Here is a 25544-nt window from a genome sequence, read left to right as displayed (position 1 = left end):
GATGTCACGGCGACTCGGGGAGGACCGCGCTGCGGAAGCGGTCCGCGACCGCCCCGGAGTCGCCGTCGCGGACCGACAGCGTCGCTGCGGCCTCGCGGTACGCGCTGGCGGGCTCGCTGTCGGGCGCGTGGGCGAGCAGCGGCCGGCCGTTCCGTCGGGCCGCCCGCACCCGGTCGCTGGCCGGCACGGTCGCCAGCGTCGGCCCCTCGAAGTACCGCTCGGCCTTCGGCGCGATGCGCTCGATGGCGTCCGCGTCTCTGACCTTGTTGAAGAGGATCCCCGCCGTCTCGGTCCCGTAGGAGGTGGCGTACTCCTGGACCTTCAGCCCGTCCGACAGCGCGGGGATCGTCGGTTCGAGGACCACGACCACCCGGTCGGCCAGCACGACCGGGAGGACCGCGGCCCGACTGGAGAGGGTGGCCGCCGAGTCGAGCAGGAGCACGTCGGTGTCGGCCGCCAGCGCCGCGACGACTTCGCGCAGGCGCGCGGGGTCGGCCGCCTCGAAGTCCGCGAGGTTCGTCCCGCAGGGGACGACCCGCATCCCGTGGCGCTCGTAGACCGCCGCGTCGACCGGCGCGCCCCCCGCGACGAGCACGTCGTGCAGCGTCGTCTCCACGTCGGCGAGCCCGGCGTGGAAGAGCAGGTTCGCCATCCCCATGTCGGCGTCGACGACCGTCACGTCGTACTCCTCGGCCAGCGCCATCCCCAGCGCGAGCGTGCTCGTGGTCTTGCCGGTCCCCCCTTTCCCGCTGGCGACCGCGAACGCCTCGACCATCACGTCGGGGTGGTTCCCCCTGGCTTAAAAACATTCGTGTGAGCGACAGGTAGTTGGCGCGCGAGCACCCCGTCGGGCCGAAGACACCCTCACGCGCCCTATGCCGTTCCACACTGTGAAATCCAAGGAGTTTCAGCGGCCCGACGTTTCACTCGACTATGGTATTACATCGTGTCGTTCCGATGGAAAAGTGGCATGACACCAGATATCGATCCGCACGGATCAGACGAGCGGCGAACGGGCACATGGGAACGGACGGCGACGCGGCGGGGCGTCCTGCGAGCGACGGGGGCGGGCGTGGCCGGCGTCGCGCTGGGCGGCTTCGCGGGGACCGCGGCGGCGAACGACGAGGGGGCGCCCTCGCGACTGCACACCGACGGCCGGTGGGTCAGAGACGCCGACGGCGAGCCGGTCAGACTCCGCGGCCTCGCGACGGCGTCGATGGGCTTCTACGAGGTCGAGGGGACCCACCCGAAGACGCCCGAGGAGGTCGTCGACTGGGCGAGCGACCCCGCTCGGGGCTGGTACCCCAACGTCGTCCGCCTGCCGGTCACCCAGTGGGACGTGGACCAGCTCGGCGTCGACGGGCTGATCGACGACGTGCTCCGGCCGGTCGTCGACCTGCTGGGCGAGCGGGGCATCTACGCGCTGATCGACTTCCACGTCATCCACCCCTACACCGAGGCGGCGGCCGACGACGCCGACTACGACACCAGCCCCGACGAGATCGTCCGGACCTTCTGGGGCGGCGTCGCACCGGCGTTCGCCGACGACGAGCACGTCTGCTACGAGCTGTTCAACGAACCCACCTACCCGATCTTCTGGAGCGACAACGGCGAAGCCGTCGAGAGCCCCGAGGACGAGTGGCTGCTGTGGCGCGACACCGCCCAGCCGTGGGTGGACATGGTCCGCGAGGACGCCCCGGAGACCCCCATCGTCATCGGGTCGCCGAGCTGGACCTCCCGGACGAACTTCGCCCCGGAGTACCCCTTCGAGGGGGAGAACCTGATCTACGCCGCCCACATCTACCCGGACAACGGCCAGCCCGACGAGTTCGACGACACCTACGGCGCGCCCGCCGAGGACGTGCCCGTCTTCGTCACCGAGTTCGGCTGGGACCCCTACAGCGACGGCCTCGACTACGGCACCAACACCGACTGGGGCCAGCCCTTCCGCGAGTGGGTCGAGAGCTACGACAACATGGGCTGGGCGGCCTGGTGTTTCGACGACTCGTGGGCGCCGACGATGTTCGACTCCCCCGGCCCGGGCGGCGCCGACGAGTGGACGCTGCGCTCGGCGCCCGAGGAACACGGCGGGTTCATCAGACAGTGGCTCGCCGAGACCTCCGATGACCCCATCGCGCGCTTGCAGCCGGACAGGACCCAGGCGACCGCGGGCGACTGGGTCCACTTCGAGGCCCGCGACACCTCGGGCGACGACCGCCACGTCTCGACGCTGGAGTGGGACCTCGGGAACGGCACCACCGGCGAGGGCTGGTGGGTCGACGCCCAGTACGACGGCCCCGGCCAGTACGAGGTCGCGCTCACCGCGACGAACGACGCCGGCGAGTCGACGACCCACGGGCTGGCGATCACCGTCACCGAGCCGACCGAGAAAGTCGCGAAAGCCGACCCGAGCACGACCGGACCGGCCGTCGACGAGACCGTCGAGTTCGAGGCCCGCGACACCGCCGGCGACGAGCGCTGGGTCGACGCGCTCGCCTGGGACTTCGGCGACGATACGAGCGCCGAAGGCTGGTGGGCGTCCCACGCCTACGACTCGGCGGGCACTTACACCGTCGAGCTGACCGCGACCGACAACACCGGTCAGACGACGACCGATACGGTCGAACTCGTCGTCGAGTGACTCGGGACGGGTGACCGGCGAGTGACGCCGACTCGGTCGCCGAGACCGGCGGTCACTCCCCGGCGGCCGCGGCGTCGACCCCGACGCTCGCGCGGGTGCGGTAGAGCCGCTCGGAGAGCGCGACCGAGACGAGCGCGAGTGCGACGAAGACGACGAACCCGCTTGCGTAGCCCGACTCGCCGAAGCTGTCGACGAACAGCCCCAACAGCGGCGGGACGACGAACCCGCCGAACGCGCCGAGGCCGCCGACCAGTCCCGACGCGCCGCCGACGGCTTCGGGCACGTACTTCGGGACGAGCTGGAAGACGGCGGCGTTGGCGACGCCGATCCCGACGGCCAGACAGACCGTCGCCCCGAGCGCGGTCCCGTAGGTCCGCGTGACGACGAGTCCCAGCGCCGCGATGCCGACGACGACGAAGCTCCCGACCGCCGTCACCTCCCCGCCGATGCGGTCGCTGAGGTACCCTCCCGGAACCCGCAGGATCGCCGCCGGTAAGGTAAACGCGATGGCCGTCAGCGCCCCCGCCCCCTGAACGCCCATCCCGTGGATCGCCGTCCAGTAGGAGGGCAACCACACCGTCAGCGCCAGGAAGCCACCGAAGGAAGTGAAAAACAGCGCGACCAGCCCCCAGGTCCGCGGGATCGCCGCGGCCTCGCGGACCGACGCGAAGGCGTCCCCGCCCGGGAACAGCTCCTGGCCGTACGCTTCGGCCCGCTGACGCGCCTCGCCGGTATCGAGCCCCTGTTCGCGCAGCTGAAACGAGGGCGGGTCGACCGCCAGCGCGGCGTAGGCGACCGTCCCGACCACCAGGAACGCGAACCAGACGAGATAGGACGTCGTCAGCCCGAGCGCCGACAGCGCGATCGGGACGAGGAGCGTGAACAGCCCCGGCGAGCTGTTGCCCAGCCCCGCGTACACCGCCAGCACCGTCCCCTGGCGGTCCTTCGGGTACCAGTAGGAGGTCTGGGTGGTGCCCACGGAGAAGGTGGCGATCCCGCAGCCGCTCAGGGCGCCACACAGGAAGACCAGCGGGTACAGCTCCATCGTCAGCCCGTCGGGATAGGCCGTCACCAGCAGCGCCGACAGCCCGGCCATCCCGGCGATCGAGAGCGTCAGGAGGACCAGAAACGGCTTGCGCGGGCCGACCTCGTCGACCCACGCGCCGAAGGGGATCCGCAGCAGCGACCCCGTCAGCTGGGGCGCACCGACCAGCAACCCGAGCGCCAGCCCGGACAGCCCCATCGCCGACTCGAACTCCGTCGCGACCGGCCCGTACAACACGACGCCGGCGAACCCAACGAAGAAGCCGAGCGTCGCCGACACCAGCCCCCGGCGCGAGTTGCCACGTATCCGATGCACACTCATACTCCTCCGAAAATAGCACGTCCGTAATTCTGTTCCGATCGAGTTCGCAAATACTGCATGGCTTCGACAGATTTAGAAACGATCGGGTTGTTTCCCACCGATTAACCGATCGAACGTATTTCGAAATGTCCGAGCCCGTCGGCGATACGGCCGTGGCCCGACTGTCGCCCTCCCCTGTGGGGCCGTCGGCGCGCTCGCGCGCGACCGGTAGCGGACCGCCGAGCGACGGTGCCGTCGAGCGGTAGACCCACACGGGAACAGTCCGGCGCACTCGGTGGTTCGGGAGGCGGTGTCAGGTCGACGGTGGCCGCGCGAGCGCGGCCGTCCCGTCGTCCGGCGAGGCGTCGGCCGCGCAGTGGTCGAGCCCGGCGCAGAGCCAGTCGGCGACGACCCCCGCGAGCCGACGGTGGGCCGCGTCGGTCTCGATCCGCGCCGGACGGTCGCCGGATTGGCCGGTGTAGTGCCCCGCCTGGGAGTGGTTCATCCCCTCGATGCGCTCGACGGCGGCGTCGGCCGGCAGGTTCGCCCGGCTGTCGGCGAACTGCTCGCGGTCGAGCACCGCATCGCGCGTCCCGAGAACCGCCAGGGCGGGCATCCCGCGGACCGGCTGGTCGCAGTACGCGCCGACGAGCAGCAGACCGTCGACGGCCTCGGGATTGGACCCGGCGTACCGACACGCCATCGCCCCACCGAGGGAGTGTCCGCCGACGACCCATCGCGAGACGTTCCGTTCGCCCGCGAGGACCGCGTCGGCCCGCCCGATCGACAACACCGCGAGGTTCGCCCGCATCTTCGGGACGACGACGGTGACGTTCGCCCGCGTCGCGATCCGCGCGGCCGTCGGGAGGTACGCGTCGGGCGCCACCCGACCGCCCGGGTACAACACCACGCCGATGCGCTCGACGCCGGGGTCGGCGTCCGAGACGACGAACCCGCCGTACTCCTCGGTCACCGTCACGTTCCCGTCCGCGCGGACCGACTCCCGGACCTCCTCGGGAGCGTGGTGGGCGAAGACACCGAAGTAGGCGTAGAAGGCCAGGCCACCCGCCAGCGCGAGGACGGCGACCGCTACGGCCACCCGGAGCGCGAGTCCGCGCGCCGAGCGGGCATCGATCCACGCGCGGGCGTCGTCGACGGAGGGGAGCGACATACCCGATCCACGGCCGCCGGACCGGTCAGTCTACCGGCCCGCCTCGTCGGCGAGCGCGCCCAGGCCGAGGCCCTCGGCCAGCGTGTCCCGTCCCAGCCCCGCGACGAGGTCGGCCGCCCTGTCGTACGGCGACCCCGCCGCCGAACCGCCGTCGGACCGTTCGATACCTACGTGGGAAAAGACACGCTCCACGAACGCGTCGCGAGCGGTCTCGTTCTCGAACAGTCCGTGTAGATACGTCCCCAGCACTCGGTCGGTCGCCGCGCCCGCCCCGGCGTCGGGGAACGGCCGGTCGACCGCGGCGCCGGTGTCGCCTCCCCGGTCGAGCACGCGCGTCTCGCCCATGTGGATCTCGTAGCCCGAGACCTCGCCCGCGGCGCCCGCGAGCGGACCGACGCCGTCGATACGACGGGTCGCTCGCTCGACCCGTTTGTCCGTCGAGAAGCGCGTCTCGACCGGGAGGAGGCCGATACCTTCGAGGGAATCGATGTCGTCGGTGCTCTCGACGCCGGCGGACGTGATGCGCTCGCCGAGCATCTGGTAGCCGCCACAGAGGCCCACGACCGGCCCGTCGAACGCGCGGAGTCGCTCGGGAAAGCCCGCCGCCCGCAGCGCCCGGAGGTCGTCGACGGTGTTCTTGGTGCCCGGCAACACGACGGCGTCGGCCCCGCGACCGGTACCGGCGCCGACGGCCCCGGGGTCGTCGAGGGCGGCGTCGAGCGGCAGGTAGACCACCCGAACCCCGGGTTCGCGGGCCAGCGGTTCCAGATCGGTGAAGTTCGAGATCCGGGGCACTCGTGGGACGGCGACGGCGACCGCCCGGTCGTCGGGGACGCCGTCGTCGGTTCCGCGGATCGCTCGCTCACCCTCCGCGGGGAGGTCGACGCTGTCCTCGGCGGGCAACCCGGGGTCGTCGTGGGGGATCACGCCCAAAATGGGGACACCAGTTCGCTCCTCGACTTCCTCGATGGCGGGGTCGAGCAGCGATTCGTCGCCGCGGAACTTCGTCAGGACGGCGCCGGCGACCCGCTCGCGCACGTCGTCGGGGAGCAGTTCCACCGTGCCGACGAGGCTGGCGAACGCGCCCCCGCGCTCGATGTCGGCCGCGAGGAGGACCGCGGCGTCGGCGAAGCGCGCGGTCTCGATATTTGCCAGGTCCCGGTCGCGCAGGTTCGGCTCTGCGATCGACCCCGCACCTTCGGCGACGACGACCTCGTGGTCGGCGGCGAGTCGCTCGTGGGCGCGGCGGGCCGTCTCGCGGGCGCGCTCCCAGTGGTCGTCGTAGTACTCGCCGGCCTCGTAGTGGGCGACCGCCTCGCCGTCGAGGACGAGCTGGGACTCGCCGTCGCCGCGGGGTTTGAGCAGGACAGGGTTGTGGTCCGTGGTGGACGGGACGCGGGCGGCGCGGGCCTGGACGTACTGGGAGACGCCGATCTCGCCGAACGCCGCAGCGTCGGCTTCGCCGTCGTCGGTGACGGCCTCCGCTTTCGGCACCGCGCGGGCGTTGTTGCTCATGTTCTGGGCCTTGAACGGCACCGCGTCGACGCCCCGATCCGCGAGGTACCGGCAGAGCCCCGCGGCGACGGTGCTCTTGCCGGCGTGGCTGGCCGTGCCCGCGATCAGGATCGTCCGTGTCATCCGGGAGTCGCTCGTCGGTTCGGGACCGAGCGGTAAATACGGGCCGGGGATCGGTCGATCGTCGGAGGGAGTCAACAGTGGCCGGTATCGTTCTCGCGAACGACCCGCACCGCATCCGTCTCGTGGTCGAACTCGAACTCGGTGATCGAGCAGTACCCGGTGAGTGGGACGGGCGCCCAGCCTTGCAATCGCCCCTCCCGGTTCCACGTGGTCTCGCCGTGTCGGACTGTAACGATAGTTGTCATTTCCTTCGATAGACCGAACGGGGATGTATGGTGGTTCTGATTTCGCTCCTCAGCTCTCCCGAGTTGCGACAGAGATCAGGTCCCAGCGGCAGTTGTCGGGCACGCACGCGAGATCGGCCTGTCCGAACCACTGAAGTGACGACTGGATCCATCCGTTCGTGAGCGCCGTTCACATGTCCGACCACTACGACGACCTCGCCGACGACTGGAGCGACTACGCCGCGGTCCCGTGGCGCGCACAGGTGCTGTGGCCAACCGTCGACGAACTGCTCCCGGACCTCGGCGGGAAGCGCGTCCTCGACGCCGGCTGCGGCGACGGCACCCACGCCGCCGCGCTCGCCGACCGCGGCGCCGACGTGGTCGGCGTCGACGCGAGCGCGGGAATGATCGAGACCGCGCGCGAACGCTACGGCGACCGCGACCGCATCGAGTTCCGCCGCGGCGACCTCGCGACGGGCCTCGACTTCCTCGACGACGACGGATTCGACCTCGTGCTCTGCCAGCACGTCCTCTCGCACCTCCCCGATCTCGAACCCGTCGCCGCGGCGTTCGCCCGCCTGGTCCGCCCCGGCGGCTCGGTCGTCTGCTCGACCCACCACCCCTTCCACGAGTACCTCGTCGCCCGCGAGGCGTCCTATCCCGACACCCGGGCCATCGACGGGCTCGACGCTCGTCCGGCCGTCGACGCCGACTCCGGGTCGTCGACCTACGTCGACACCGAACGCTACGACCTCTACTGGAACGGGTCGGTGCCCGACGGACAGCAGGATGGGACCGGCGGCGACGACGCCGCCCCGTCGACCTTCCACCGGCGACCGCTCGACGCGCTCACCGACCCGCTGTTCGACGCCGGGTTCGCGCTCACGGCCCTGCGCGAGCCCGACCTCTCCGAGCGATTGGACGACGAACTGCTGGAGGAGGTGGCCGACCTCGCCGAGCGGCCGCCGCGGTCGCTCTGTCTCCGCGCCGACCTGCGGTGACCGCCCCCGTCCGATACCGAGATCCTGTCAGGCCGACCGATCACATAAGGGTCAGACGCGTGAACAGGGCGATATGGCCCCCGAACGTCCCCCAGACGGTCTCGCGATCGAGACGAGCGATCTGACGAAACGGTTCGGCGACGTGCTGGCGGTCGACGGCCTCGACCTGTCGATCGACCAGGGCGAGGTGTACGGCTTCCTCGGTCCCAACGGCTCCGGGAAGACGACGACGATGCGGATGCTGACGACGCTCACCCGGCCCACGAGCGGGTCGGCTCACGTGATGGGCGTCGACGTGACCGACCGCCGGGAGCTGATCTCCGTGGTGGGGTATCTCCCCGAGGAACCGCCGCTGTTCGACGAGCTGACCGCTCGCGAACAGTTGCGCCACGTCGCCGCCCTCCACGACATACCTCGCGAGCAGGCCCGCGACCGCATCGACCGCTATCTCGACCGCTTCTCGCTGGCCGACGAGGCCGACCGCCGGCTCGAAGGCTTCTCGACGGGGATGCGCAAGAAGGTCGGACTGATCGCGACGGTGATCCACGAGCCGCCGGTCCTCTTCCTCGACGAGCCGACGAGCGGGCTGGACCCCCGCGCCGCCCGGACGGTCAAAGACCTCGTCGCCGAGCTCTCCGGCGGCGAGACGACCGTGTTCCTCTCGACGCACATCCTGCCGGTCGTCGACGAGCTGGCCGACACCGTCGGCGTCCTCCACCGCGGCGACCTCGTCGCGGAGGGACCGCCCGACCGGCTCAAACAGCGCGCCGAGCGCGGCGAGGCGGGGTCGCTGGAGGACGTGTTCCTCGAGGTGACGACCGACCACACCGAGGAGGCGACCGCCGCCGAAGCGAGCGCGACGACGCCGGACACCCAGTCATGAACGCCGGCCACAGCCTCCGACTGGCCCGCATCGACGTACGGCGGATGGTCCGCAAGCGGACGGACCCCGACAGCTGGGCGACCTCGATCGTCTCCGTGGGGCTGTTCGCGCTGCTGACGCTCGGGCTCACCGCCGGGGGCGGCTACGGCGGTCGGGCGCTGGGCCGTGCGCTCGCTTCGGGGTCGCTCGATTTCGCACCGACGGCGACGGCGGAAGCCGCCCGCGGGTTCGTCGGCGTCATGTGGGCCATCGCCGTCGTGGTCTTCGCCGTCCGCGCCGTCGGCCAGCGCGGCACGCTCACCAACGCCGACGGGGTCCTGACGGTCGTCCCCACCGTCGAGGCCTACCTCGGACTCGTCGCGAGCGAGTTCGTCTACCTGCTGATCTGGACGTTGCTGCCCGCCGCCGGCGCCGGCGTCGGCCTCGCGCTCGGCACCGGGACGCCCTGGCCGGCCGCGGGCGTCCCGCTGGCCCTCGTCCTCGGGGGAGCGACCGTCGCCACCGCGGCGTACGCGCTCGGGCTCGGTATCCGCCACGTCGTCACCCGCTTCCCGTTCGTCGCCCGCCACAAGAACGGCCTGATCGCCCTCGTGTTCGTCGTCTACATGGCCGCCATCGTCAGCGGGTCGCTCAACCAGGCCGTGGGCGCCATCTTCGAGCCGATGGCCGCCTCGCCCGTCGGCTGGTTCGCCGACCTGGGACTGCTCGGCCTGCCGAACGTGGCCGCCGACGCGACGCGAGCGGGTGCGGCCGTCGCCGCCTCCGTCGGCTTCGCCGCCGTCACCCTCGCCGCGGGCACCTGGGTCGCCAGGCGTCACTGGTTCGCCGACCCCGCCCTCGCCGGCGAGGACGACCCCGACCCCGCCGAATCCGATACCTCCGGGGCGGCGAGCGCGACCGCCGCGGCGACCGCCGACGACGACTGGCTCGCCCGCCGACTCGAAGCGGTCGTCGACCGACCGACCGCGGCGCTGGCCGTCCTCGCCTGGCGCCGGGCCGCCCGCGCCCCGCTCAAGCTGATGTACGCCGCTTATCCGCTCTTCTTCGGGACGGGCGCGTTCGTCGAGATCCTCCAGACCGGCGAGATCCCGGTGTACCTGCCCTACGCCCTCCTCGTGTTCGTCGCCTGGGCCGGCGGCGTCGTCTTCACCCTCAACCCGCTGGGCGACCAGGGGTCGGTGCTCGCGACCACCATGCTGAGCGAGGTGACCGGCCGGGCGTTCGTCTTCGCGCACGTGCTGGCGGGCCTGATCGTCGCCGTCCCCGTCGGGACGGTCCTCGTCGGCGTCGTCGCCGCGCTGAGCCCGGTGGGCGCCGGGAAGACGGCGATCCTCGTCGGGCTCTCGCCCGTGGCGATGGTCGTCGCCGCCGGCCTCTCGGTCGGTATCGGGACCGCCTTCCCCCGCTTCGAGGCGACCAACGTCACCCGCTCGATGGAAGCGGTCGTCCCCAGCCCGTGGGCGTTCGTCCTCTTCAGCGCCCACGTCGTCCTGGCGGCCGTCGCCGCCGTCTTCGTCGGCCTCGAAGGCGCGCGCGAACTCGGCGCGACGCTGATCGGCGCGATCGCCTCGCTCGTCCTCTCCTCGGAGGTGTCGCTGGCGCCGAGCGCGCTCTTCACCGTCAGCGCCGTCGCGCTGGTGGTGCTGTTGCTCCTCCCTGCCCTGTCCTATCGCTACGCCGTCCGCACCTTCGACCGGTACGAACTCGCCTGATCGGCGTTCCCCCGAGAACGCACGGCGCCGGAGTCTCAGAACTCGGTCCCCTTGCGGGCGCTGTGACCGGACTCGATCGGGTGGGCCTCCTTGCCCACGTTCGTCACGAGGTCCGCGAGGTCGGTCGCGAACTCCGGGCGCTCGTGGCCGCCGGTCAGGACGAGTTCCAGGTCCGCCGGTTTGGACTCGACCAGCTCCCGCACGTCGTCGGGGTCGACCAGACCGCGGTTGCCCGCGTAGCAGATCTCGTCGAGGATCAGCATGTGGACGCCGTCGTCGGCGGGACCGTCCAGCGGCAGGGGCGAGGACAGGTCCGCCTCGCCCGCCGCGTCGACCAGTTCGCGCGCTCGTTCGAAGCCGCCGCGAGCGCGGGCGGCGTGCTCGTCGTCGTCGGTACCGTCGTGGAAGCGGTGCCAGCCGTAGTGGCCGCTGTTCTCGTAGGAGTACCCCGGCAGCGCCGCGATGGCGTTGTACTCGCCGCGCACGTCTTCGACGGTGCTGGTGCCGCCCTTCATGAACTGGAGCATGTGGACGCGGTAGCCGTGGCCGGCCGCGCGCATCCCCATCCCCATGGCGGCAGTGGTCTTGCCCTTGCCGTCGCCCCACCAGACCTGTGTCAGCCCGAACGCCTCGGGCGCCGCCGGCTCGATCGGTCGCGGTTCCAGCGGGTCGTCGCCTCGAAGATCGCCGTCCGCGGTCGCGTCGTCGCTCATGTCGATGGCGTCGCCCCCCAGCCTCGTAGCCGCTTCGACCGGGCGGTCCCGGCCGCTCGTCCACGCGCTCGGCGCTACTGGCCGACCCGCGAGACGGCCGCCCGTCCACTCGAACGGACGCCGTACTCCGCCGCCGCGACGGATTCGGGGACCGCGTCGCCGCTCCCGTCACCGGCCATCCCCCCGTACCGCGCGGCGAGACTCGCCCGGACGGCGTCACGGACGCAGACCCGCGTGGCCCGTCCCACGGGCGTCGCGCTGCCGGCGAACGCCGCGGGCTCGCCGGAGGGGTCCGACCCCACCACCACGGCGTCCGACGTGGTCCCGGTGAAGCCGGTCTCGGCCAGCAGCGTCGCGGTCTTGGCCTCGACGGCCGTCGCCAGCAGCGTCGCCAGCGCGCCCTCGTCCAGCGCCCGCGTCGTCCCGACGACGAGGTTCACCGTCCCCGGCCGCGGCGGGTCGTCGCCGGTCTCGCCGCCGCCCGAGTCCGCTCGCTCGGCCGCCCGCTCGCCGTCCATCGAGAGGTGCGCCGGGTTCGAGATCCCCGCGGTCGCCACGACCTCGACGCCGTCCAGCCGGGCGCGGCGGGCGTGTCGCAACTCGACGCCGGTCAGCATCGCCGGTCCCTCGTCGGAGAAGCCCGCCCGCTCGCGGCGCTCGGCGACGTAGGCGGAGAGATCCGTCCGGTCGAAGCCCTCCGGAACGGTACAGTTGTAGGCGGCGTCCGCCCGCTGGTACCCGCCCGCGAAGCCGGTCGAGAGCCAGCGGGTGTCGGGTCGCCGAACCCGCAACACGTCCGCCGACACCCTACTCTCGAACATCCAGCGCCCCCAGCAGCCGGTCGTGGTCGGCGGGCGTCCGGACGGCGACCCGGACGTGCGAGTCCAGCCCCGCGAACGAGCGGGCGTCCCGGAGTTCGATACCGGCCGCCCGCGCCCGCGAGAGCAGCTCTTCGACGCCGTCGTCGCTCTCACAATCGAGGAGGAGGAACGGCGCCGTCGCGTCCTCCGTCGGCGGGTCGGGCCGATACACGGAGAACCGCGGGTCGCCGTCGAAGGCCGCCCGTAGCCGCTCGCGCTCGCTCGCCACGCGGTCGCGCGTCTCGGCGACGAATCCCGGGCTGTCCATGCAGTGCGCGCCGACGGCGGCCGCGGGCCAGCCGAGTCCCCAGGTGATCGCCGCCGTCCGGACCCTGTCACCCAGTTCGCCCGTCGCGACGGCGAAGCCCGCACGCAGCCCCGGCAGCCCGAACAGCTTCGTCAGCGACCGCGCGGTGACCACGCCCGGCTCGCCCGCCAGCGACGGCCGGTCCGTGAACCCCAGGAACGCCTCGTCGACGAGCAACGGCGTCCCCGCCGCGCGACAGCGGTCGGCGAAGTCGGCCAGCGCCCCCGGCTCGTAGGCGTCGCCGGTCGGGTTGTTCGGGTTGCACAGGAGAACGAGCGCGAACTCGCCGGGGTCGCGCTCCAACAGGGCGTCGTGGTCGACCGCCACCGCCGCGCCGCCCTGCAGCTCGACCTCGCGGGCGTACTCGCCGAAGCTCGGTTCGGGGACGAGCGCCCGGTCGCCCGGGTCGACCGTCACCGCGACGGCCAGGCGGATGGCCGCCAGCCCGCCCGCCGTCGGGACCACGTCGCCGGCCTCGCAGTCGACGTAGCCGGCGGCGGCCCGCCGGTAGTCGGGGTAGTCCTCGGGCGGGTAGGTCCGCGCGTCGTCGAGCGCCTCCGCGTAGACCTGGGCGACGCCGTCGGGCACCTCGGGGTTGACGTTCGCGCTGAAGTCGAGGGCGTCGGGGTCGTCGCTGCTGCCGTGGGTCACCGCCGTCCCGGCCAGCCGCGCGACCGCCTCGTTGTCCATACCGGTGGGTCGGCCAGCGGCGACATGAAGCTCCCGCTCCGCCCGCCGTTGGTTCGACGGATCTCCCAGACAGGCGCTCGCGACGCCCGCGAGCGCCATCTCGCTCGCCACACGGTCCGGCCGACCGCTCGCGGCGACCGCTCACTCCCAGGTGTAGCCGAACACCTCGGAACTGCGGTCGATGTAGCGATTCTCCAGCACCTCGCTGGTCGTCCGGCCGAGTTCGTCGATCGCCTCGTCGATGTCCGCGCGGTCGGCCCGGCCGAGCCGGTCGTCCCAGGGGTCGGGCAACTCGTCGGCGAGTTCGGGCGCGAGATACCCCACGTCGCCGGCCGTCTCGTTCCAGTAGAAGTCGAGCGCGGCGACCATACCCAGCTCGCGGGCGGCCTCGAACTGCTCGTCGTCGAGGTAGGAGTTGTCGACCCACTCGAGGAAGGCGTCCTCCCAGGCGCCCTCCGCGAGGAACTCCGCGAGCGCCTCGCGGCGCCCCTCCTCGCCGGTCCTGGTCTCCGGTTCCTCGACCGCGTCGTAGTCGCCCGGGTCCTCGGCGGCGTCGAGTCTCGGCGGGTCGGGCACCGCTGGATCGAATGACATACCCCACCTTCGGCGGTGAGCCCATTGAGGGTTTCCCACGGACGGACCGACCGTTCGGGGGACGACGCCGCGCGGCGCCGGCTCAGTGCAGCAGTCGCTCGGCGACTTCGGCGTCCTCGCGGCGGTTGACGTTGACCGCCAGGCGGGCGTCGTCGCGGACCGCGGTCCGGTCGGGGCCGTCGCCGACGACGTTGACGCCCGCCGGCGCGAGTTCCTCGCCCTCGTGGACGAACGTCGTGTCGACGCTCACGCCCAGCGCGCTCTTGAGGAAGGTCGGCGTCGCGACGGTCAGCGAGCCCGACTCGTGGGCGTCGAGCACGCCGTCGACCGCCTCGGCGTCCAGCAGCGGCAAGTCCGCCGCGACCGTCAGCACCGGCCGGCCGACCCGCTCGTCGGCCAGCGCGTGCTGCAGATCCGCCACGTACCCCTCGCCGGGCGTCTCGACGGTCGGACAGTCGACGTGGGCGGCGGTCTCGGGGGCGTGGGGCGAGACGACGGCGGACACCCGGTCGACTCGACTGTCCGCCAGCGCCGCCAACACCCGGTCGACCATCGGTTCGCCGTCGACCGGAAACAGGGGCTTCTCGCCGTCGAAGTCGAGCCGCGTGCCCTTCCCGCCGCAGATCACCAGAGCGTCCACGCGACCACCTCCCCGAGCCCCACCGGCACCGCGAGACCTACCGGCTCCCCGAAACCGACCGGCACCGCGAAGTCGGCCCGCCAGGCCACCAGCCCGGCGTGGAGCGCGGCCACTCGCGCGAGTTCGTTCGCGCCGCCGATCACGTCGCCGGTCACGCCGTCGAGTCGGTCCCGCGCCCACCACAGCAGCGCGAGGGCGACTCCCACGCCGCTCGAAAGCGCCGCGACGGCCGCGAGCGACGGCAGGGTCAGCGCGACCGCAGGGGCGGCCAGCACGAGCGGGGCGACGAGCCCGCGCGGCGGCGTCTCGTCGGCGACCGCCGCGCCGAAGCCGTCGTGGGCCGCCGAACCGAGCGCGACCAGCGTCGCCATCGCGGCCTTCGCCGCGACCTCCGCGGCGACGACAAGCCCGACGGCCGCCGCGACCGGCAGCGCCGCGAGCCCCGCCCCGGCCAGCGCCAGCCCGGTGACCACGACCGCCAGCGCGAGCGTCCCGCCGACGCCCAGTGCGGTGTCGCCCATCACCTCCCGGCGGCGCTCGGCGTCGCCGTGGACGACGGCCGCGTCGCCCAGGTCCGCGACGCCGTCGAAGTGGTTGATCCCCGTCAGCGCGACCACCGCGAGCACGTACGCGAGCGCGACCGTGACCGCGGGAACGGGCGCGAGGACGCCCACCGCGACCGGCACGGCGGCGAGCCCGCCCAGCAGGTAGCCAGCGACCGGGAGCGTCCACGGCGCCGTCCGAAACGCCTCCCAGGCGCGCTCGTCGCGGCCAACCGGGAGCCGTGAGAGGAACCCCAGCGCGCCGCGGATCGCCCTCGGAACCTCCTTCAGGCCCACGTGAACACCCCCGCACCCACGTACGTCACCGCGCCCGCACCCAGGTACGCCAGCCCGCCGGCCAGTCCCACTCGACGGACTGCCCGCTCGGCGTCGTCGGCCGTCGGCAGCGGCGCGTCGGCGTCGATGTCGTACGCGCCGGGCTTGACGAGGCGCACGCCCAGCGCGGCGGCGACCGTCCCCATCGGCCACCCGGAGTTCGGCGAGGGGACGCGGTCGAGCCAGCGCCGCGCGGCGAGCACCGAACCGGGCGACAGCGACGCCGCGGCGATCAGGACGGCGCTCGCCCGCGCGGGCGCCCACATGACCGCGTCGTCCAGCCGCGCCGGCGCCCACCCGACGGGTTTCGACCGGTAACCGAGCATCGAGTCCATCGTGTTCACCGCCTTGACCCACGCCGCCCCGGCCGCGCCCAGCGCGACCGCCGCGACGGCCGGGTCGAGACCGGGCCGAAGCGCCCCAGCCGACGGCAAGAGCGCGCCGACGACCGCCAGCACGACGAACGCGCCCAGCGGCGCGACCAGCCCGTCCGCGAGGTTCTCGCTTACGCTCTCGACGACCGCGCTCCGCACCTCGCCGGCCGACAGCGCCGCGGCGTCGCGGCCGGCGAGCGCGCGCAACTCGGCCCGGGCCGCGTCGAGGTCCGTCTCGGTCAGCGCCGTCACCTCGCGGGCGACCGACAGCAACCGCCGGAGGCTCGTCGTCAGGAACAGGGCGAGCCCGCCGGCGACGGCGCCCGCGAGCGGCCGCCAGGCACCGGCCGCGGCGACGACGCCGCCGACGGTCAGCGCCGCGACCAGCGGGAGCGCGACCGTCGCGAGCGCGCCGGCGAGTCGTGGCCGGGTCCACGGCCGGTCCAGCGGCGCGACCAGCCGGCCGAACCAGGCGACGGGATGGACGCGCGTCGGCGGCTCGCCAAGGGCCGCGTCGAGCGCGAGCGCCAGCCCGACCGCGACGGTACTCAGCGACACTCCATCCCCTCCAGTCGCGTCGGCAGATCCGCCAGGCCGATGTCGTCCAGGAGGACGCTCCGCGCGCCGACGTCGCCGGCGCCGCCGTCGGTCGCGGGATCGTCGCCGACGTGAACCAGATCCGCGACCGGGACGCCGAGCGCGTCGGCGACCGCCTCGAACGCGCGGCGGTCGGGCTTGCGCCACCCGCAGTCGACGCTCGCGACGACCGCGTCGAATCGGTCGACAGCGAGTTCCGACCGTTCGAGCGTCCGCTCGACCAGCCCGTCGACGCTGCAGTTCGAGAGGACCCCGACGGGGGCGCCCTCGGCGGCGGCCGCGACGGCCGCCTCGGCGCCCTCGCGGGTGTCCACCGGCCCGTCGAACGCCGCGCGAACGGCGGCCGCGACCGTCTCCGCCTCGGCGTCGACGCCGCGGCTCGCGAGCGCGTGTCCGACGTGGTCCGACAGCGGGAGCTCCGCACCCGGTTCGACGGTGACCTGCGGCTCGCGATAGGCTCTCGCCCAGTCGTCGGGGACCGCGACCCCGCGCTCGCGGAGCTGCCGGGCGACCGCCTCGGCGGGCTCGGCGGGCCGGGAGACGGCGACGAGCGTGCCGAACAGGTCGAACGAAACTACCACGAACCCCCCGTCGAACCGCCGCACCTTGAACGATACGGACTGTTCAGCGCGCTCGGGCATCGGGACGGCGGACCGCGATGACGACCGACCGTCGGCGCCGCCGCTCGCCGGGGAGTCGCGATAAATAAAGGGGTGTGCGGGCCGATTCGGCCCCGGGTCACATGGGTCGTGGGCCGCGCGCTCGGCTTCGGGCAGGCCTGAGCTGTCGGCGAGGCGTCCGGACGGCCGTCGTCAGCGGGACTCGCCGTCCGCGTTCACCCACTTGGCCCGTCGGATATCGTACTTCCCACAGACCGGGCAGGTGTGATACTGGATGTCGAACTGCGTCTCACAGCCGAGACACAGATACGGTAACGCCTCGGGCTCCGACAGCCCTGAAGCGCGTTTGGCCCGTTCCAAGACGCCCATCGTGACCACATCCGTACCAGAACCGCTCCCACTAAAAAGAGCGAGGATAGTTTACATCCGGTGAAAACGCTCCCGTCCGGGCCTACGTCCGCGTTAGGCCGTGTTCTCGGCGCCGGGGTACCGGCGTCCGCTCGACGCCTCACGCACGCCGAACGAGCGGGTCGCGGGGGCGACTCGCCGCTCACTCCCCGCCGGAGTCGTCGCGGTCGTCCGCCTCGGTGACGGGGACGCGCGTCGGCCCGCCGTCGCTCCCGCGGCCGTCGCCGGGGCGGCGCTCGCCGTCGCCGCCGACCGGGAGTTTCTCGCGCATCTCGCTGGCGAACGACTCGACGCGGTTGCGGACCGTCGACGCCTCGTCCTCGAAGCGTTCGACGTTGCGCTCGACGGAGTGGACCCGGTCCCGCGGGATCTGTTTCATCAGGTCGTTGCCGTCGTCGTCGGTCCCCGACTTGAGCATCCAGTGGTCCCGGGCGTAGACGACCTCCTCGTTGTCGACCGTGACCTCGGTCGTACCCTCCTCGGGGTCGTCGTAGACGATCGTCGCCTGGCCGAGTTCGATTTCGTCCATACCCCGACTTGTGGTCCCAGGGGTTTACACTCGGCGGCGACCGGCACCGACCCGCCCGGTGGTCGCGCGCCACCGCGCGCCCCCACCGCGAGTACCGATGGGGACCCCGTCGGAGTGCCGGGTGACCCGGCCCATTCGATGGCCGGCCAGCGGCTTTTGTCGCCGGCGCTTCAACCGCTCACGTGGCGGAGCAACTGACGCCGGGCGAGATCTTCGACCGCGCCGTCGCGGAGGGCGAGCGCCGCCTCGACCAGTCGCCGCTGGAGCTCGCGTCGACGAGTTTCATCGCCGGCTTCACCGTCCTGTTCGGCGTCGTCGCGCTCGGCATCGTCGAGGGGCTCGTCCGACCGACCGCGGGCCACGCCGCCCGGGTCGCCGGCGCGCTGGCCTTCGCGCCCGGGGTCGTCTTCCTCGTCGCCGGCCGGACGGAGCTGTTCAACGAGAACTTCTCCGACCCCGCCGCCGCCGCGGTCGAGCGCGGCGTCTCCGCGCTCCCGTCGCTGCTCCGCCTGTGGACGCTCACGTTCGTCTTCAACCTCCTCGGCGGCGGCCTGCTGGCCCTCGTGTTCGCCGTCGACGGCGCGATCCCACCGGCCGGGGCCGACGCGCTCCAGCGCTTCGCCGAGGAGACCGCGCACCGGCCCGCACGCACGTGGTTCACCCGCGGCGTCGCCGGCGGTGCGCTCGTGAGCCTGCTCTCCTTTCTCGTCGTCTCCGTCCGGAGCGACGGGAGCCGGCTCTGGCTCGCCTACGCCGTCGGCTTCATGCTCGCGCTCGGCCCGTTCGACCACGTCGTCGTCTCCATCCTCCACGTCGTCCTCGGAACGCTGCTGGGCGCGACGGTCGGCCCGGAACGGCTCGCCGCGATGACCGCCGTCGTCACCGCCGGCAACCTCGTCGGCGGGTTCGGCCTCGTCACCGTCACACACGTCACACAGGCGATGGGCGCCGAATCGTCCGACGGCTGAAGGGATGGCCCGGACCCTCGGCTCCGTCGGCGCACGTGTGGAGGGGTCGGGGGTCGGACACGCGCCGACGGCCGGGACATCGCCGCGGGCTGGCAGACGCCAGCCCCCGGGCGCTCAGGACTGGTCGGTCATAGTCCCCCGTATCCCGGCGCACCGCCCGAGCCCCTCCGAGGACCGAGAGCCGTCGCTCGGCGGTCGACTACGGTTCGGCCGAAAACCAAGTCCGCCCTCCCCGATTTGAACGAAGGAAGACGGTCGCGCTCACTTCGTTCGCGCGCTGCGACTTCCAGGCTCAAATCGGGGAGCGGTAGACACGGCAGTCGGCGTTGGCTCACTCCGTTCGCAGTCGCCGACAGAACGAGTCCGCCCTCCCCGTACTGGGGTATCCTCTCGCCGATACGTCTCCGTGGTCAACTTGGTGGGGTCGAATCTCATAGGTCGAACAACCTCCGTCGCTGCTCCGCCTTCTGACGCTTGCTCCGCCGGTCGTAGTGCTTGTCCAGAATGTCCTCGCTGGCATCCATCCGGTCGGACACCAGCGAACGGTCCTCGTCGGCCAGCCGATGCGCGGTCACCCGGCCGCTACGCACGTCGTGGGGCGACCGCGACGACGGGCACGTACTCATCTTCGAGTAGTGGGCCGCCTCGCAATCGTCGATATCGCGGTCGTGCGGGCACCCCTCACCGCGCCAGCACGGACGGGTCACTCGGTAGAGCGTATCCCGGCAGGCCGACACCGACACCCGGCCGTTCCGGGTCGTCACGAGCGGCGCGCGCCCATGCTCGTCGGTCACTTTGTCGCGAGGGCCGTGGATGTAGTCGTCCAGCACGTCCGCGATGTGACCGCTGATCGCGTTCCACCGCTCGCTCTTCTCCTTGTTCTTGAGCGGGGTATCCGTCTCCGGGCGGTGGACGAAATGAATCGCCGGCCCATCGGCGCGGGGGCGCTCGCCCTCCAGGTCGAGATCTCCCAGGTCGAGCGCGCGGAGGGCACCCACCCGACAGCCCGTATGCCAGAGTAGCAGGACGATGATATGGCGCCGGCTCGCGTACTCGAAGCGCTCCAGATAGTCGACGATCTCGACGGCGCGGTCCGGGTCGAGCGTGCTGTCGCTCACGTCCGCCTCGCCGTCCATCCGGGGGAGCGGCACCTGATCGAATAGCTCCTCGGGCACCGCGTCGATATCACCGCAGAAGCGGAGGAACGCCCGAAGTGTCGCCATGTCACCGCGGAGGGTGACCGTCGCGAGTTCCTCCCCGGAGTACCCGCCTTCGCGCCGCCAGACGCGATACGCGTACAGGTCCCGACCGGACAGGTCGTTCATGTTGGCGATTCCTTCCTCGTCGCACCAGGCGACGAACGCGCGGAGTCGATACTTCTGCCCGTCAAGCGTCTGATCCGCGGCGTCGTCGCGGGCTTCGAGATACAAGTCGACCGCCTCCGAAGGGGGGAGCGGTTCAAGCTGCGCGCTCACGCCGAACTCCTCCGGTCGAGGTCGCGGTCGTAGGGACCGGCAGGCGTCACCAGGCGCACGTCGTCGCGTGCGTAGAGTTCGCCGTTCGTCTTGTCGCGAAGGTCGGTGAACACGCCGTCCACACCCTCAGCGCGAGCGCAGGTCGCACACCAGAAATGGTGATTCGTGGGCTCCCAATCGCGGTGTCCGCGGGGACAGGTGAAGCGCCAGCGGTCGCTCTCGTCTTCAATCCGGACGGTCATCTTCTCGTTTGCCGACATAGCCGAGTCGGGCTGACGGCCGGGTGTGTAAAAGGGGAAATCCACGGACGTAGGGTGAAAGTAAAACGCCCGTATCCGGCAACTGACCCGTCCGGACGGGCAGGTATCACCCGCCTGAGCGGTCGAGCGGCCGGTGAAAGTGGTCCGCGGTCGATACTCCTCGCCACCTGGCTTAAGCCAGCGCGTGTGTCTCGTCGTCATGTGTTCGCTCACAGAGCGGACCAGGCCGGCGCGTAGGGGCGTCGGTCGACGACTCTTTCTCGCAGGAACTACGCTCGCCAGCCCGGCGTGTCGCCCTATACTGCTCAGTAATGCCGACCTTACTTATTAGTTTGCACTATATTGCGTACAAACGCACATGGTAACCCAAACCTACGGAGTGACCGGTGATACTAACACGAATTGCTCAGATTTGCGGGTATGCGCCCGCGTGTCGAAGGCATGAACGAGGTGGACGATGCCGTCCTCGAATTTTTCGCGGCGCAAGACGAGGGCGTCGCTCTACCCCCTACTGTCGTCTGGTACAACCTCCACGAACGTCTCGAAGCTATCGACAAGAGCCGCGACACAGTTGCTCGCCGGATGCGAAAATTGACCGACCGCACGCTCCTGTCAAAAGTATCTGAAGAACGAGGGTACTACCAGATAACTCAAAAGGGATGCGACTATCTCGCAGGGAATCTCGACGCAGACGATCTCCGGCTCGACGACGAATGATACAAGTTCCTGGGTAGTGCTTGACACCTATATGTCGGATAAATCGACCCGTAGAACTGTATTGAAGGCTCTCGGCGGCGCTGTCGGTGTGGGTGCTCTGGGGCTTGGTATCTTTGTCAAAAGTACTGAACCGATTGTCGGGGACCACTCCGCAAACAGTGAACTACTCGGAGAAACAGAATTCACCGTTCGAGTATTCAACAGGGGCGCAAAGGGAAATGTGCTTGTTTCTCTGGAAGCTATCGAGTCTCCGACGGTGGTTCTCGAAAAAGTGACCAAAGAGATACACATGACCCAAAGTGAGCGGAGAGACGTAACCCTCACCATGAATGTCCCGGAGGATGCCAGCGATGTCCGTGTGACTGCGACGGCACTCGACTTCCCTGGTAATATTCTGAACTAATCCGTCAAGTCAACGGATACGGATTCTTCAACGGTCAAATCGTACGTTCCCAGAATACTCAGGGTATCGGCGATCTCCTGCTTCTGCTCGATGGTCAGGTCGTCGCGAGCGAGCACGGTTCGGATTCGCTCGTCGATTCGCCGGGCGAAGTCCGCCGAGCGCATCAACGCGGTGGTCTTGTTGCACCCCCAGAACTCGGCGGCCTGTTCGATGGTGTCGCTCCGGTGCGCGTGCTTGCCGTCTTCGCGGATTCGCATATCGACCGTTCGTGAACACGAAGCCAAAAAGCAGGTCTGAGCGAGTGACTGGAACCCCGATTACTCTTAAAGCCCATGCTGGCCCACGGCCCACAGCGTTCGATACCCAGGTTCGGAGCCCTCCCCGGGCACCGAATATGCACACGACCGATTCGCGCTCGTGTGCATATCGCGGCGAGCGTATCTCTCGACGCGCGACCGGAGGGTTTCGTCTTTTCCTCTCCTCGCAGGGTCAATGCTACAATATCAATCTTCCTTTTGTTTCTGTTTGTAGACATTGTAGGCAGTTGCCTCCCCGACGACCGCTCGCGTGAATTTTGTAATGTTCTCAAAGGACATATACAACACAGTTAGCCAGAGACCGGAAGACCAAATCCATCCAGCAGAAACACTCGATACAAACATGGAACTCGCCCCCCGGGATGAAATATAATTTAAAAGGAACAGCAACACCGGTAGAACCGCTATGTACTTAATATGTGTTTTTACTGAACTATGCAGGAGGTCTGAGTTAGTTTCACCACCTCCCTGAGCTTCGTAGGCTTGTAGGTCGGGAGGCATCTGTCCATATTCTTGGATCTCTAAGTACGGCAGGAAAATCCACATTATCCAAGTGAGTATCCATAATGTGGCTGCAATAGTAAAATCCACCTCAAAAAGTTGAAATACCATAAAGAAAACGACAATGAACAATCCTGTATTCACCATGTGAATGACGGCCACTCTTCGTAAGAGAATCATAGAGTTATCTACTCCGGGGAAGGTGTACTTGCCAATATTGAGATCATTTCTAAGTATCTCAAGAATGTCTGTCTCTCTACATATTGCGGACAATTCTACGATTACAAGATACAGCAAAGGTACTGTCGCAGAGTACAACTTTCCATCTACCATCTCAAAGGAATCAAAATCGCTTAGTCACAAAAGTAATTTCCATGATGGATGGGCGGGATAGAACACCATGATTTGACTGTATATGATCTGGTTGTGACCTGTCTTTTACCGCCACCTGATAGCCTGTCGGTCATCCGTCCACGCGGACGGATGACCGAATCATGTTCGGACAGATCGATATGGAAGACGCTATCGCAGGCACCGTTTTCGCGCTCTCGGCCGCTGTCACGGCCGGCATCGCGACTATCACCGTCCTCGGGCACGCGCTCTCGGGGAGTCTCTGGACCATCGGCGGCTCCGGCACCGGCGCCGGCACCGAACTCACCCTCGCGTTCGCGCTCTCGCTGCTGTCGCTGCTGACCGCCTACGCGACGAATCGCATGGACTCCGCCGGCAAGGACATGGAAATCGACACGGACCTGAAGGCGCTCGCGAAGGGTCAAGCCACCGTCGAGAGCTACGTGATGATCGGGACGATCGTGCTCGTCCTCGGCACCGGCCTGAACATCCTCGGCCTCCGCGAGACCATCCAGAGCGAGCCCGCCATCGGTATCGTCTCGCTCGCCGTCCAGGCGGCCGGCTACTACGTCATCAGCTACCTGGGGTGAATACCGATGGACCGAATCATGGGCTATGGGCTCGTCGGGACCATCGGCGTCTCGGCGAGCACGATCGCCTCGGCCATCGTCGGCGACCCGTTCCCCGTGGTCGTCCCTAGCATCGCCGCCGGCGCGCTCGTCGCCGGTCACCACCTCCGCGAGCGGCGCGACGACCAGGGCGCCGGCGTCGAGGAGCCCGACGAAGACGACACGGACCGAGTGGACGTGGGCGACCCGCTCGGGATGCACGACGAGGGAGGAGCATGATCGGCCGCCGCGCCCGCCGAGCCCGCGAGGCGATGGGGCCGACCGTGCTCGCGTTGCTGCTCGTGCTGTCCCTGGCCGCGCCCGCCGCGGTCGGGCTCGCGTCGGCGGAGACCGTCTCGAAGACCGTCGACGCCGAGGGCGCCGCCTACGTCGCCGCGGACGTGAGCGACGTGAGCGGGTCGTTCGATGTGAAAATCTGGGTGTCGCCGGCCCCCGGAGGTGGCCAAACACTCGTCTACGAGGACACCCACAACGCCGCCAACACCGCGGATATCCCCGCGTATCGGAACAGCAAGGCGTACCAGAACGTCACGGTCGAGATCTCTGGGAGCGGAGTCCCGTCCGATTTGGAGATTGGGACCGGCTCGGCGTTCGAACGCTCAGACTGGCGAAACAAGGACGTATGGACCTCCAGCGGCGCGGACCGTGATTTTAACTGCGGTCCGATGGAGCGGGTCTCGCAAGTGGTTAACCCCGCCATCGAAATCACGGACTGCAACGCGCTCCCTGCCACGACGACCGTCAACACGACGGGCCTCGATGCAGAGGAGACGATGCTAGATATCTATCAATCTCTCGCCACAAGTGCCGACGCGGCCGACAACTGGCAGACGACGATCTCGAACCGTCTCGAAGACACTGAGACGGTCTCCCTCGTCAACCACGGTAAGCCCGCTTACATCCGTGCCTACAACAACGGACTCGGCGAAGCCGCCGCAGAAGACGCAGCTATCCAGAATATCACGGAATACTACTCCGTGATGGATCGCAACACAGTCAGCGAATGGAACCGACACGTTGCGACCATTAAGCGGATGCGACAGGTCTCTCAAGAGGAGACTGGGGTTCCTGACTCCTACGTTCATGTCATTGAGGAGGACGTTCAGGACGGAGACCTTGCTAGCTCTTTCACTCCTCACGAACTCAACATTACTGGGTTCGGCACCCGACAATTCACGCTGGAGAACGGGTCAAGCGTTGAGGTGAGCACGATCGAGGTCACGTTCTGGAACTTGCAGACGCAGCCCGCGACGACCGAGACGCATGTGATCGGTCCGTCGACCGGGACCGTCTTCAACGCGACCGACGGCAATAGCAATGGTCCAGCCAAGGACGTTGATATCCGGCGCATAAACGTCTCTGCGCCTCAATCCAACCACGACGCACAGACTGCGCTTTGGTTTAAGGACTTTGCGACCCCGCTCTCGCGAATCTCGACCCAGACGGATAGCGCGATCTCAGAGATGCAGTCGGTGGTGAGTGGGACCTGGGATCAGCTGGAGACGGGAGAGATCAACTCGTCGGACCTCGTCACTCCCGCGATGGTCGCAGGCAGCTACTCCCAGAGCAGCGATTTCAGCGGCTACGCGGCCGCTAGCCTCGCAAGCCTCGGGGTCAGCATCCCCGAGAGCTATTCCCAACTCGGGCACATGAACGTCTCGTTCGCGGACGGGACGACCGACCGCGGGCTCGTCGTTGCACAGTCCAATCCGCCAGGCGGGTCCTTCCAGGTCGGCACCGAGTACGCTCCGGGCAATATCTCGGGAGCGGTCTGGCTCATTGACTCCCAAGACTCCGAGATTCGGGAGGTTGAGCAAGCGTTCACGATTGACTCCGCCGTCAACACGACGGGCGGGTCGCTCGACAAGGTCCGTATCGAAAAGCGGACGTACGAGACCACCAGCGCGAACGAACTCAGTAATCTGTATCAGCAAATCGCCAAGGACCAAGCGGAGATTGACGCCCGACTCGCCAACATGGACGGCGGCGGTGGAGGCGGCGGGCTCCTCGGAGGCGGCAACCAGACCATCGTGCTCGTGCTCGTCGCGGGCGCGGTCGCGGTGGTTGTCCTCGGAAACGGCGGCCGGAGGTAACTACC

Annotated in this window: 29 protein-coding genes; 10 read left to right on the top strand and 19 right to left on the bottom strand. The window is 69.5% G+C overall.

Annotated features, from left to right (window positions below; translation table 11 throughout):
* Nucleotides 1–4 precede the first annotated feature (4 nt).
* Nucleotides 5–775, bottom strand: coding sequence for a nucleotide-binding protein (locus tag HZS55_RS07860; protein ID WP_179911140.1), 771 nt, complete (start codon nt 773–775; stop codon nt 5–7).
* Between the two features lie 195 nt (nt 776–970).
* Between HZS55_RS07860 and HZS55_RS07855 the strand changes: the two genes are divergently transcribed.
* Nucleotides 971–2641, top strand: coding sequence for a cellulase family glycosylhydrolase (locus tag HZS55_RS07855; RefSeq protein ID WP_179911139.1), 1671 nt, complete (start codon nt 971–973; stop codon nt 2639–2641).
* A 52-nt stretch (nt 2642–2693) separates the two neighbouring features.
* Here the strand turns inward: HZS55_RS07855 and HZS55_RS07850 are convergent, their stop codons facing one another.
* From HZS55_RS07850 to HZS55_RS22990, 4 genes are all read right to left on the bottom strand, one after another.
* A complete protein-coding gene (locus HZS55_RS07850; protein WP_179911138.1) occupies nt 2694–4007 on the bottom strand; it encodes an MFS transporter in 1314 nt (437 codons plus the stop codon).
* Between the two features lie 292 nt (nt 4008–4299).
* On the bottom strand, nt 4300–5157 hold the full coding sequence (locus HZS55_RS07845) for an alpha/beta hydrolase (protein ID WP_179911137.1): 858 nt from the start codon (nt 5155–5157) through the stop codon (nt 4300–4302).
* Nucleotides 5158–5187: 30 nt separating this feature from the next.
* On the bottom strand, nt 5188–6795 hold the full coding sequence (locus tag HZS55_RS07840) for a cobyric acid synthase (RefSeq protein ID WP_179911136.1): 1608 nt from the start codon (nt 6793–6795) through the stop codon (nt 5188–5190).
* Between the two features lie 71 nt (nt 6796–6866).
* Nucleotides 6867–7040, bottom strand: coding sequence for a histidine phosphatase family protein (locus tag HZS55_RS22990; RefSeq protein WP_394353557.1), 174 nt, complete (start codon nt 7038–7040; stop codon nt 6867–6869).
* 173 nt (nt 7041–7213) lie between these two features.
* Here HZS55_RS22990 and HZS55_RS07830 point away from each other — a divergent pair, with 173 nt between their 5' ends.
* The 3 genes from HZS55_RS07830 to HZS55_RS07820 all read left to right on the top strand — a co-directional run bounded on the left by HZS55_RS07830 (nt 7214) and on the right by HZS55_RS07820 (nt 10615).
* Nucleotides 7214–8020: a class I SAM-dependent methyltransferase gene (locus tag HZS55_RS07830; RefSeq protein WP_179911135.1), complete on the top strand. Its 807-nt coding sequence runs from the start codon at nt 7214–7216 to the stop codon at nt 8018–8020.
* Nucleotides 8021–8093: 73 nt separating this feature from the next.
* Nucleotides 8094–8903 (top strand): ABC transporter ATP-binding protein, encoded by an 810-nt coding sequence (locus tag HZS55_RS07825; RefSeq protein ID WP_179911134.1) that lies wholly within the window; start codon nt 8094–8096, stop codon nt 8901–8903.
* A complete protein-coding gene (locus HZS55_RS07820) occupies nt 8900–10615 on the top strand; it encodes a hypothetical protein (protein WP_179911133.1) in 1716 nt (571 codons plus the stop codon). Before HZS55_RS07825 ends, HZS55_RS07820 begins: the two co-directional genes overlap by 4 nt.
* Before the next feature lie 35 nt (nt 10616–10650).
* On the opposite strand, the gene HZS55_RS07815 is transcribed toward HZS55_RS07820, so the two are convergent.
* The 10 genes from HZS55_RS07815 to HZS55_RS07770 form a co-directional block, all read right to left on the bottom strand.
* Nucleotides 10651–11328: a cob(I)yrinic acid a,c-diamide adenosyltransferase gene (locus tag HZS55_RS07815; RefSeq protein WP_179911132.1), complete on the bottom strand. Its 678-nt coding sequence runs from the start codon at nt 11326–11328 to the stop codon at nt 10651–10653.
* 74 nt (nt 11329–11402) lie between these two features.
* The gene (locus tag HZS55_RS07810) at nt 11403–12149 is read right to left on the bottom strand and encodes an adenosylcobinamide amidohydrolase (RefSeq protein WP_179911131.1); all 747 of its coding nucleotides are present in this window, start codon (nt 12147–12149) and stop codon (nt 11403–11405) included.
* The gene (locus HZS55_RS07805; protein ID WP_179911130.1) at nt 12136–13185 is read right to left on the bottom strand and encodes an aminotransferase class I/II-fold pyridoxal phosphate-dependent enzyme; all 1050 of its coding nucleotides are present in this window, start codon (nt 13183–13185) and stop codon (nt 12136–12138) included. The genes HZS55_RS07810 and HZS55_RS07805 overlap by 14 nt, the downstream gene beginning before the upstream one ends.
* A 141-nt stretch (nt 13186–13326) precedes the next feature.
* On the bottom strand, nt 13327–13779 hold the full coding sequence (locus tag HZS55_RS07800) for a hypothetical protein (RefSeq protein ID WP_179911129.1): 453 nt from the start codon (nt 13777–13779) through the stop codon (nt 13327–13329).
* Nucleotides 13780–13861: 82 nt separating this feature from the next.
* The gene (locus HZS55_RS07795) at nt 13862–14404 is read right to left on the bottom strand and encodes an NTP transferase domain-containing protein (protein ID WP_179911821.1); all 543 of its coding nucleotides are present in this window, start codon (nt 14402–14404) and stop codon (nt 13862–13864) included.
* On the bottom strand, nt 14404–15258 hold the full coding sequence (gene cobS / locus HZS55_RS07790; RefSeq protein WP_246308386.1) for an adenosylcobinamide-GDP ribazoletransferase: 855 nt from the start codon (nt 15256–15258) through the stop codon (nt 14404–14406). The genes HZS55_RS07795 and cobS overlap by 1 nt, the downstream gene beginning before the upstream one ends.
* Nucleotides 15249–16229, bottom strand: coding sequence for a CobD/CbiB family cobalamin biosynthesis protein (locus tag HZS55_RS07785; protein WP_179911128.1), 981 nt, complete (start codon nt 16227–16229; stop codon nt 15249–15251). The genes cobS and HZS55_RS07785 overlap by 10 nt, the downstream gene beginning before the upstream one ends.
* Nucleotides 16220–16909, bottom strand: a complete 690-nt coding sequence (locus HZS55_RS07780; RefSeq protein WP_394353556.1) for an HAD family hydrolase — start codon at nt 16907–16909, stop codon at nt 16220–16222. The genes HZS55_RS07785 and HZS55_RS07780 overlap by 10 nt, the downstream gene beginning before the upstream one ends.
* A 171-nt stretch (nt 16910–17080) precedes the next feature.
* Nucleotides 17081–17266 carry a hypothetical protein gene (locus tag HZS55_RS07775; RefSeq protein WP_179907706.1) on the bottom strand — a complete coding sequence of 62 codons (186 nt, stop codon included), beginning with the start codon at nt 17264–17266 and terminating at the stop codon, nt 17081–17083.
* A 172-nt stretch (nt 17267–17438) separates the two neighbouring features.
* Complete coding sequence (locus HZS55_RS07770; RefSeq protein WP_179911127.1) at nt 17439–17825, bottom strand: hypothetical protein; 387 nt, start codon at nt 17823–17825, stop codon at nt 17439–17441.
* A 182-nt stretch (nt 17826–18007) separates the two neighbouring features.
* Between HZS55_RS07770 and HZS55_RS07765 the strand changes: the two genes are divergently transcribed.
* On the top strand, nt 18008–18793 hold the full coding sequence (locus HZS55_RS07765; protein WP_179911126.1) for a formate/nitrite transporter family protein: 786 nt from the start codon (nt 18008–18010) through the stop codon (nt 18791–18793).
* Between the two features lie 431 nt (nt 18794–19224).
* On the opposite strand, the gene HZS55_RS07760 is transcribed toward HZS55_RS07765, so the two are convergent.
* The gene (locus tag HZS55_RS07760) at nt 19225–20268 is read right to left on the bottom strand and encodes a tyrosine-type recombinase/integrase (protein ID WP_179911125.1); all 1044 of its coding nucleotides are present in this window, start codon (nt 20266–20268) and stop codon (nt 19225–19227) included.
* A complete protein-coding gene (locus tag HZS55_RS07755) occupies nt 20265–20528 on the bottom strand; it encodes a hypothetical protein (RefSeq protein WP_179911124.1) in 264 nt (87 codons plus the stop codon). The genes HZS55_RS07760 and HZS55_RS07755 overlap by 4 nt, the downstream gene beginning before the upstream one ends.
* 441 nt (nt 20529–20969) lie before the next feature.
* Here HZS55_RS07755 and HZS55_RS07750 point away from each other — a divergent pair, with 441 nt between their 5' ends.
* Nucleotides 20970–21245 (top strand): transcriptional regulator, encoded by a 276-nt coding sequence (locus HZS55_RS07750; protein ID WP_218927289.1) that lies wholly within the window; start codon nt 20970–20972, stop codon nt 21243–21245.
* Nucleotides 21246–21306: 61 nt separating this feature from the next.
* Nucleotides 21307–21648: a hypothetical protein gene (locus HZS55_RS07745; RefSeq protein WP_218927288.1), complete on the top strand. Its 342-nt coding sequence runs from the start codon at nt 21307–21309 to the stop codon at nt 21646–21648.
* On the opposite strand, the gene HZS55_RS07740 is transcribed toward HZS55_RS07745, so the two are convergent.
* Nucleotides 21645–21905, bottom strand: coding sequence for a DUF7692 domain-containing protein (locus HZS55_RS07740; protein WP_179911121.1), 261 nt, complete (start codon nt 21903–21905; stop codon nt 21645–21647). The two genes, HZS55_RS07745 and HZS55_RS07740, sit on opposite strands and share 4 nt — an antisense overlap.
* Before the next feature lie 246 nt (nt 21906–22151).
* Nucleotides 22152–22799, bottom strand: a complete 648-nt coding sequence (locus HZS55_RS07735; protein WP_179911120.1) for a hypothetical protein — start codon at nt 22797–22799, stop codon at nt 22152–22154.
* Nucleotides 22800–22978: 179 nt separating this feature from the next.
* Here HZS55_RS07735 and HZS55_RS07730 point away from each other — a divergent pair, with 179 nt between their 5' ends.
* Genes HZS55_RS07730 through HZS55_RS07720 form a run of 3 tightly spaced genes read left to right on the top strand, consistent with a single transcriptional unit; the run spans nt 22979 to nt 25539 of the window.
* Nucleotides 22979–23407 (top strand): hypothetical protein, encoded by a 429-nt coding sequence (locus tag HZS55_RS07730; RefSeq protein ID WP_246308385.1) that lies wholly within the window; start codon nt 22979–22981, stop codon nt 23405–23407.
* A 6-nt stretch (nt 23408–23413) separates the two neighbouring features.
* Entirely contained in the window at nt 23414–23665 is a 252-nt protein-coding gene (locus HZS55_RS07725; RefSeq protein WP_179911118.1) for a hypothetical protein, read from the top strand.
* Entirely contained in the window at nt 23662–25539 is a 1878-nt protein-coding gene (locus tag HZS55_RS07720) for a hypothetical protein (RefSeq protein WP_179911117.1), read from the top strand. Before HZS55_RS07725 ends, HZS55_RS07720 begins: the two co-directional genes overlap by 4 nt.
* Nucleotides 25540–25544: the final 5 nt, after the last annotated feature.

The organism is Halosimplex rubrum, assembly GCF_013415885.1.
GTDB lineage: Archaea > Halobacteriota > Halobacteria > Halobacteriales > Haloarculaceae > Halosimplex > Halosimplex rubrum.
This window is presented reverse-complemented; position numbering and strand designations above follow the sequence as displayed.

Excerpts from the sequence above, each read along its gene's own strand:
- HZS55_RS07860 (WP_179911140.1), bottom strand. The coding sequence starts at position 775 with ATGGTCGAGGCGTTCGCGGTCGCCAGCGGGAAAGGGGGGACCGGCAAG.
- HZS55_RS07855 (WP_179911139.1), top strand. The coding sequence starts at position 971 with ATGACACCAGATATCGATCCGCACGGATCAGACGAGCGGCGAACGGGC.
- HZS55_RS07850 (WP_179911138.1), bottom strand. The coding sequence starts at position 4,007 with ATGAGTGTGCATCGGATACGTGGCAACTCGCGCCGGGGGCTGGTGTCG.
- HZS55_RS07845 (WP_179911137.1), bottom strand. The coding sequence starts at position 5,157 with ATGTCGCTCCCCTCCGTCGACGACGCCCGCGCGTGGATCGATGCCCGC.
- HZS55_RS07840 (WP_179911136.1), bottom strand. The coding sequence starts at position 6,795 with ATGACACGGACGATCCTGATCGCGGGCACGGCCAGCCACGCCGGCAAG.
- HZS55_RS22990 (WP_394353557.1), bottom strand. The coding sequence starts at position 7,040 with ATGACAACTATCGTTACAGTCCGACACGGCGAGACCACGTGGAACCGG.
- HZS55_RS07830 (WP_179911135.1), top strand. The coding sequence starts at position 7,214 with ATGTCCGACCACTACGACGACCTCGCCGACGACTGGAGCGACTACGCC.
- HZS55_RS07825 (WP_179911134.1), top strand. The coding sequence starts at position 8,094 with ATGGCCCCCGAACGTCCCCCAGACGGTCTCGCGATCGAGACGAGCGAT.
- HZS55_RS07820 (WP_179911133.1), top strand. The coding sequence starts at position 8,900 with ATGAACGCCGGCCACAGCCTCCGACTGGCCCGCATCGACGTACGGCGG.
- HZS55_RS07815 (WP_179911132.1), bottom strand. The coding sequence starts at position 11,328 with ATGAGCGACGACGCGACCGCGGACGGCGATCTTCGAGGCGACGACCCG.
- HZS55_RS07810 (WP_179911131.1), bottom strand. The coding sequence starts at position 12,149 with ATGTTCGAGAGTAGGGTGTCGGCGGACGTGTTGCGGGTTCGGCGACCC.
- HZS55_RS07805 (WP_179911130.1), bottom strand. The coding sequence starts at position 13,185 with ATGGACAACGAGGCGGTCGCGCGGCTGGCCGGGACGGCGGTGACCCAC.
- HZS55_RS07800 (WP_179911129.1), bottom strand. The coding sequence starts at position 13,779 with ATGTCATTCGATCCAGCGGTGCCCGACCCGCCGAGACTCGACGCCGCC.
- HZS55_RS07780 (WP_394353556.1), bottom strand. The coding sequence starts at position 16,909 with ATGCCCGAGCGCGCTGAACAGTCCGTATCGTTCAAGGTGCGGCGGTTC.
- HZS55_RS07770 (WP_179911127.1), bottom strand. The coding sequence starts at position 17,825 with ATGGACGAAATCGAACTCGGCCAGGCGACGATCGTCTACGACGACCCC.
- HZS55_RS07755 (WP_179911124.1), bottom strand. The coding sequence starts at position 20,528 with ATGTCGGCAAACGAGAAGATGACCGTCCGGATTGAAGACGAGAGCGAC.
- HZS55_RS07750 (WP_218927289.1), top strand. The coding sequence starts at position 20,970 with ATGAACGAGGTGGACGATGCCGTCCTCGAATTTTTCGCGGCGCAAGAC.
- HZS55_RS07740 (WP_179911121.1), bottom strand. The coding sequence starts at position 21,905 with ATGCGAATCCGCGAAGACGGCAAGCACGCGCACCGGAGCGACACCATC.
- HZS55_RS07735 (WP_179911120.1), bottom strand. The coding sequence starts at position 22,799 with ATGGTAGATGGAAAGTTGTACTCTGCGACAGTACCTTTGCTGTATCTT.
- HZS55_RS07730 (WP_246308385.1), top strand. The coding sequence starts at position 22,979 with ATGGAAGACGCTATCGCAGGCACCGTTTTCGCGCTCTCGGCCGCTGTC.
- HZS55_RS07725 (WP_179911118.1), top strand. The coding sequence starts at position 23,414 with ATGGACCGAATCATGGGCTATGGGCTCGTCGGGACCATCGGCGTCTCG.
- HZS55_RS07720 (WP_179911117.1), top strand. The coding sequence starts at position 23,662 with ATGATCGGCCGCCGCGCCCGCCGAGCCCGCGAGGCGATGGGGCCGACC.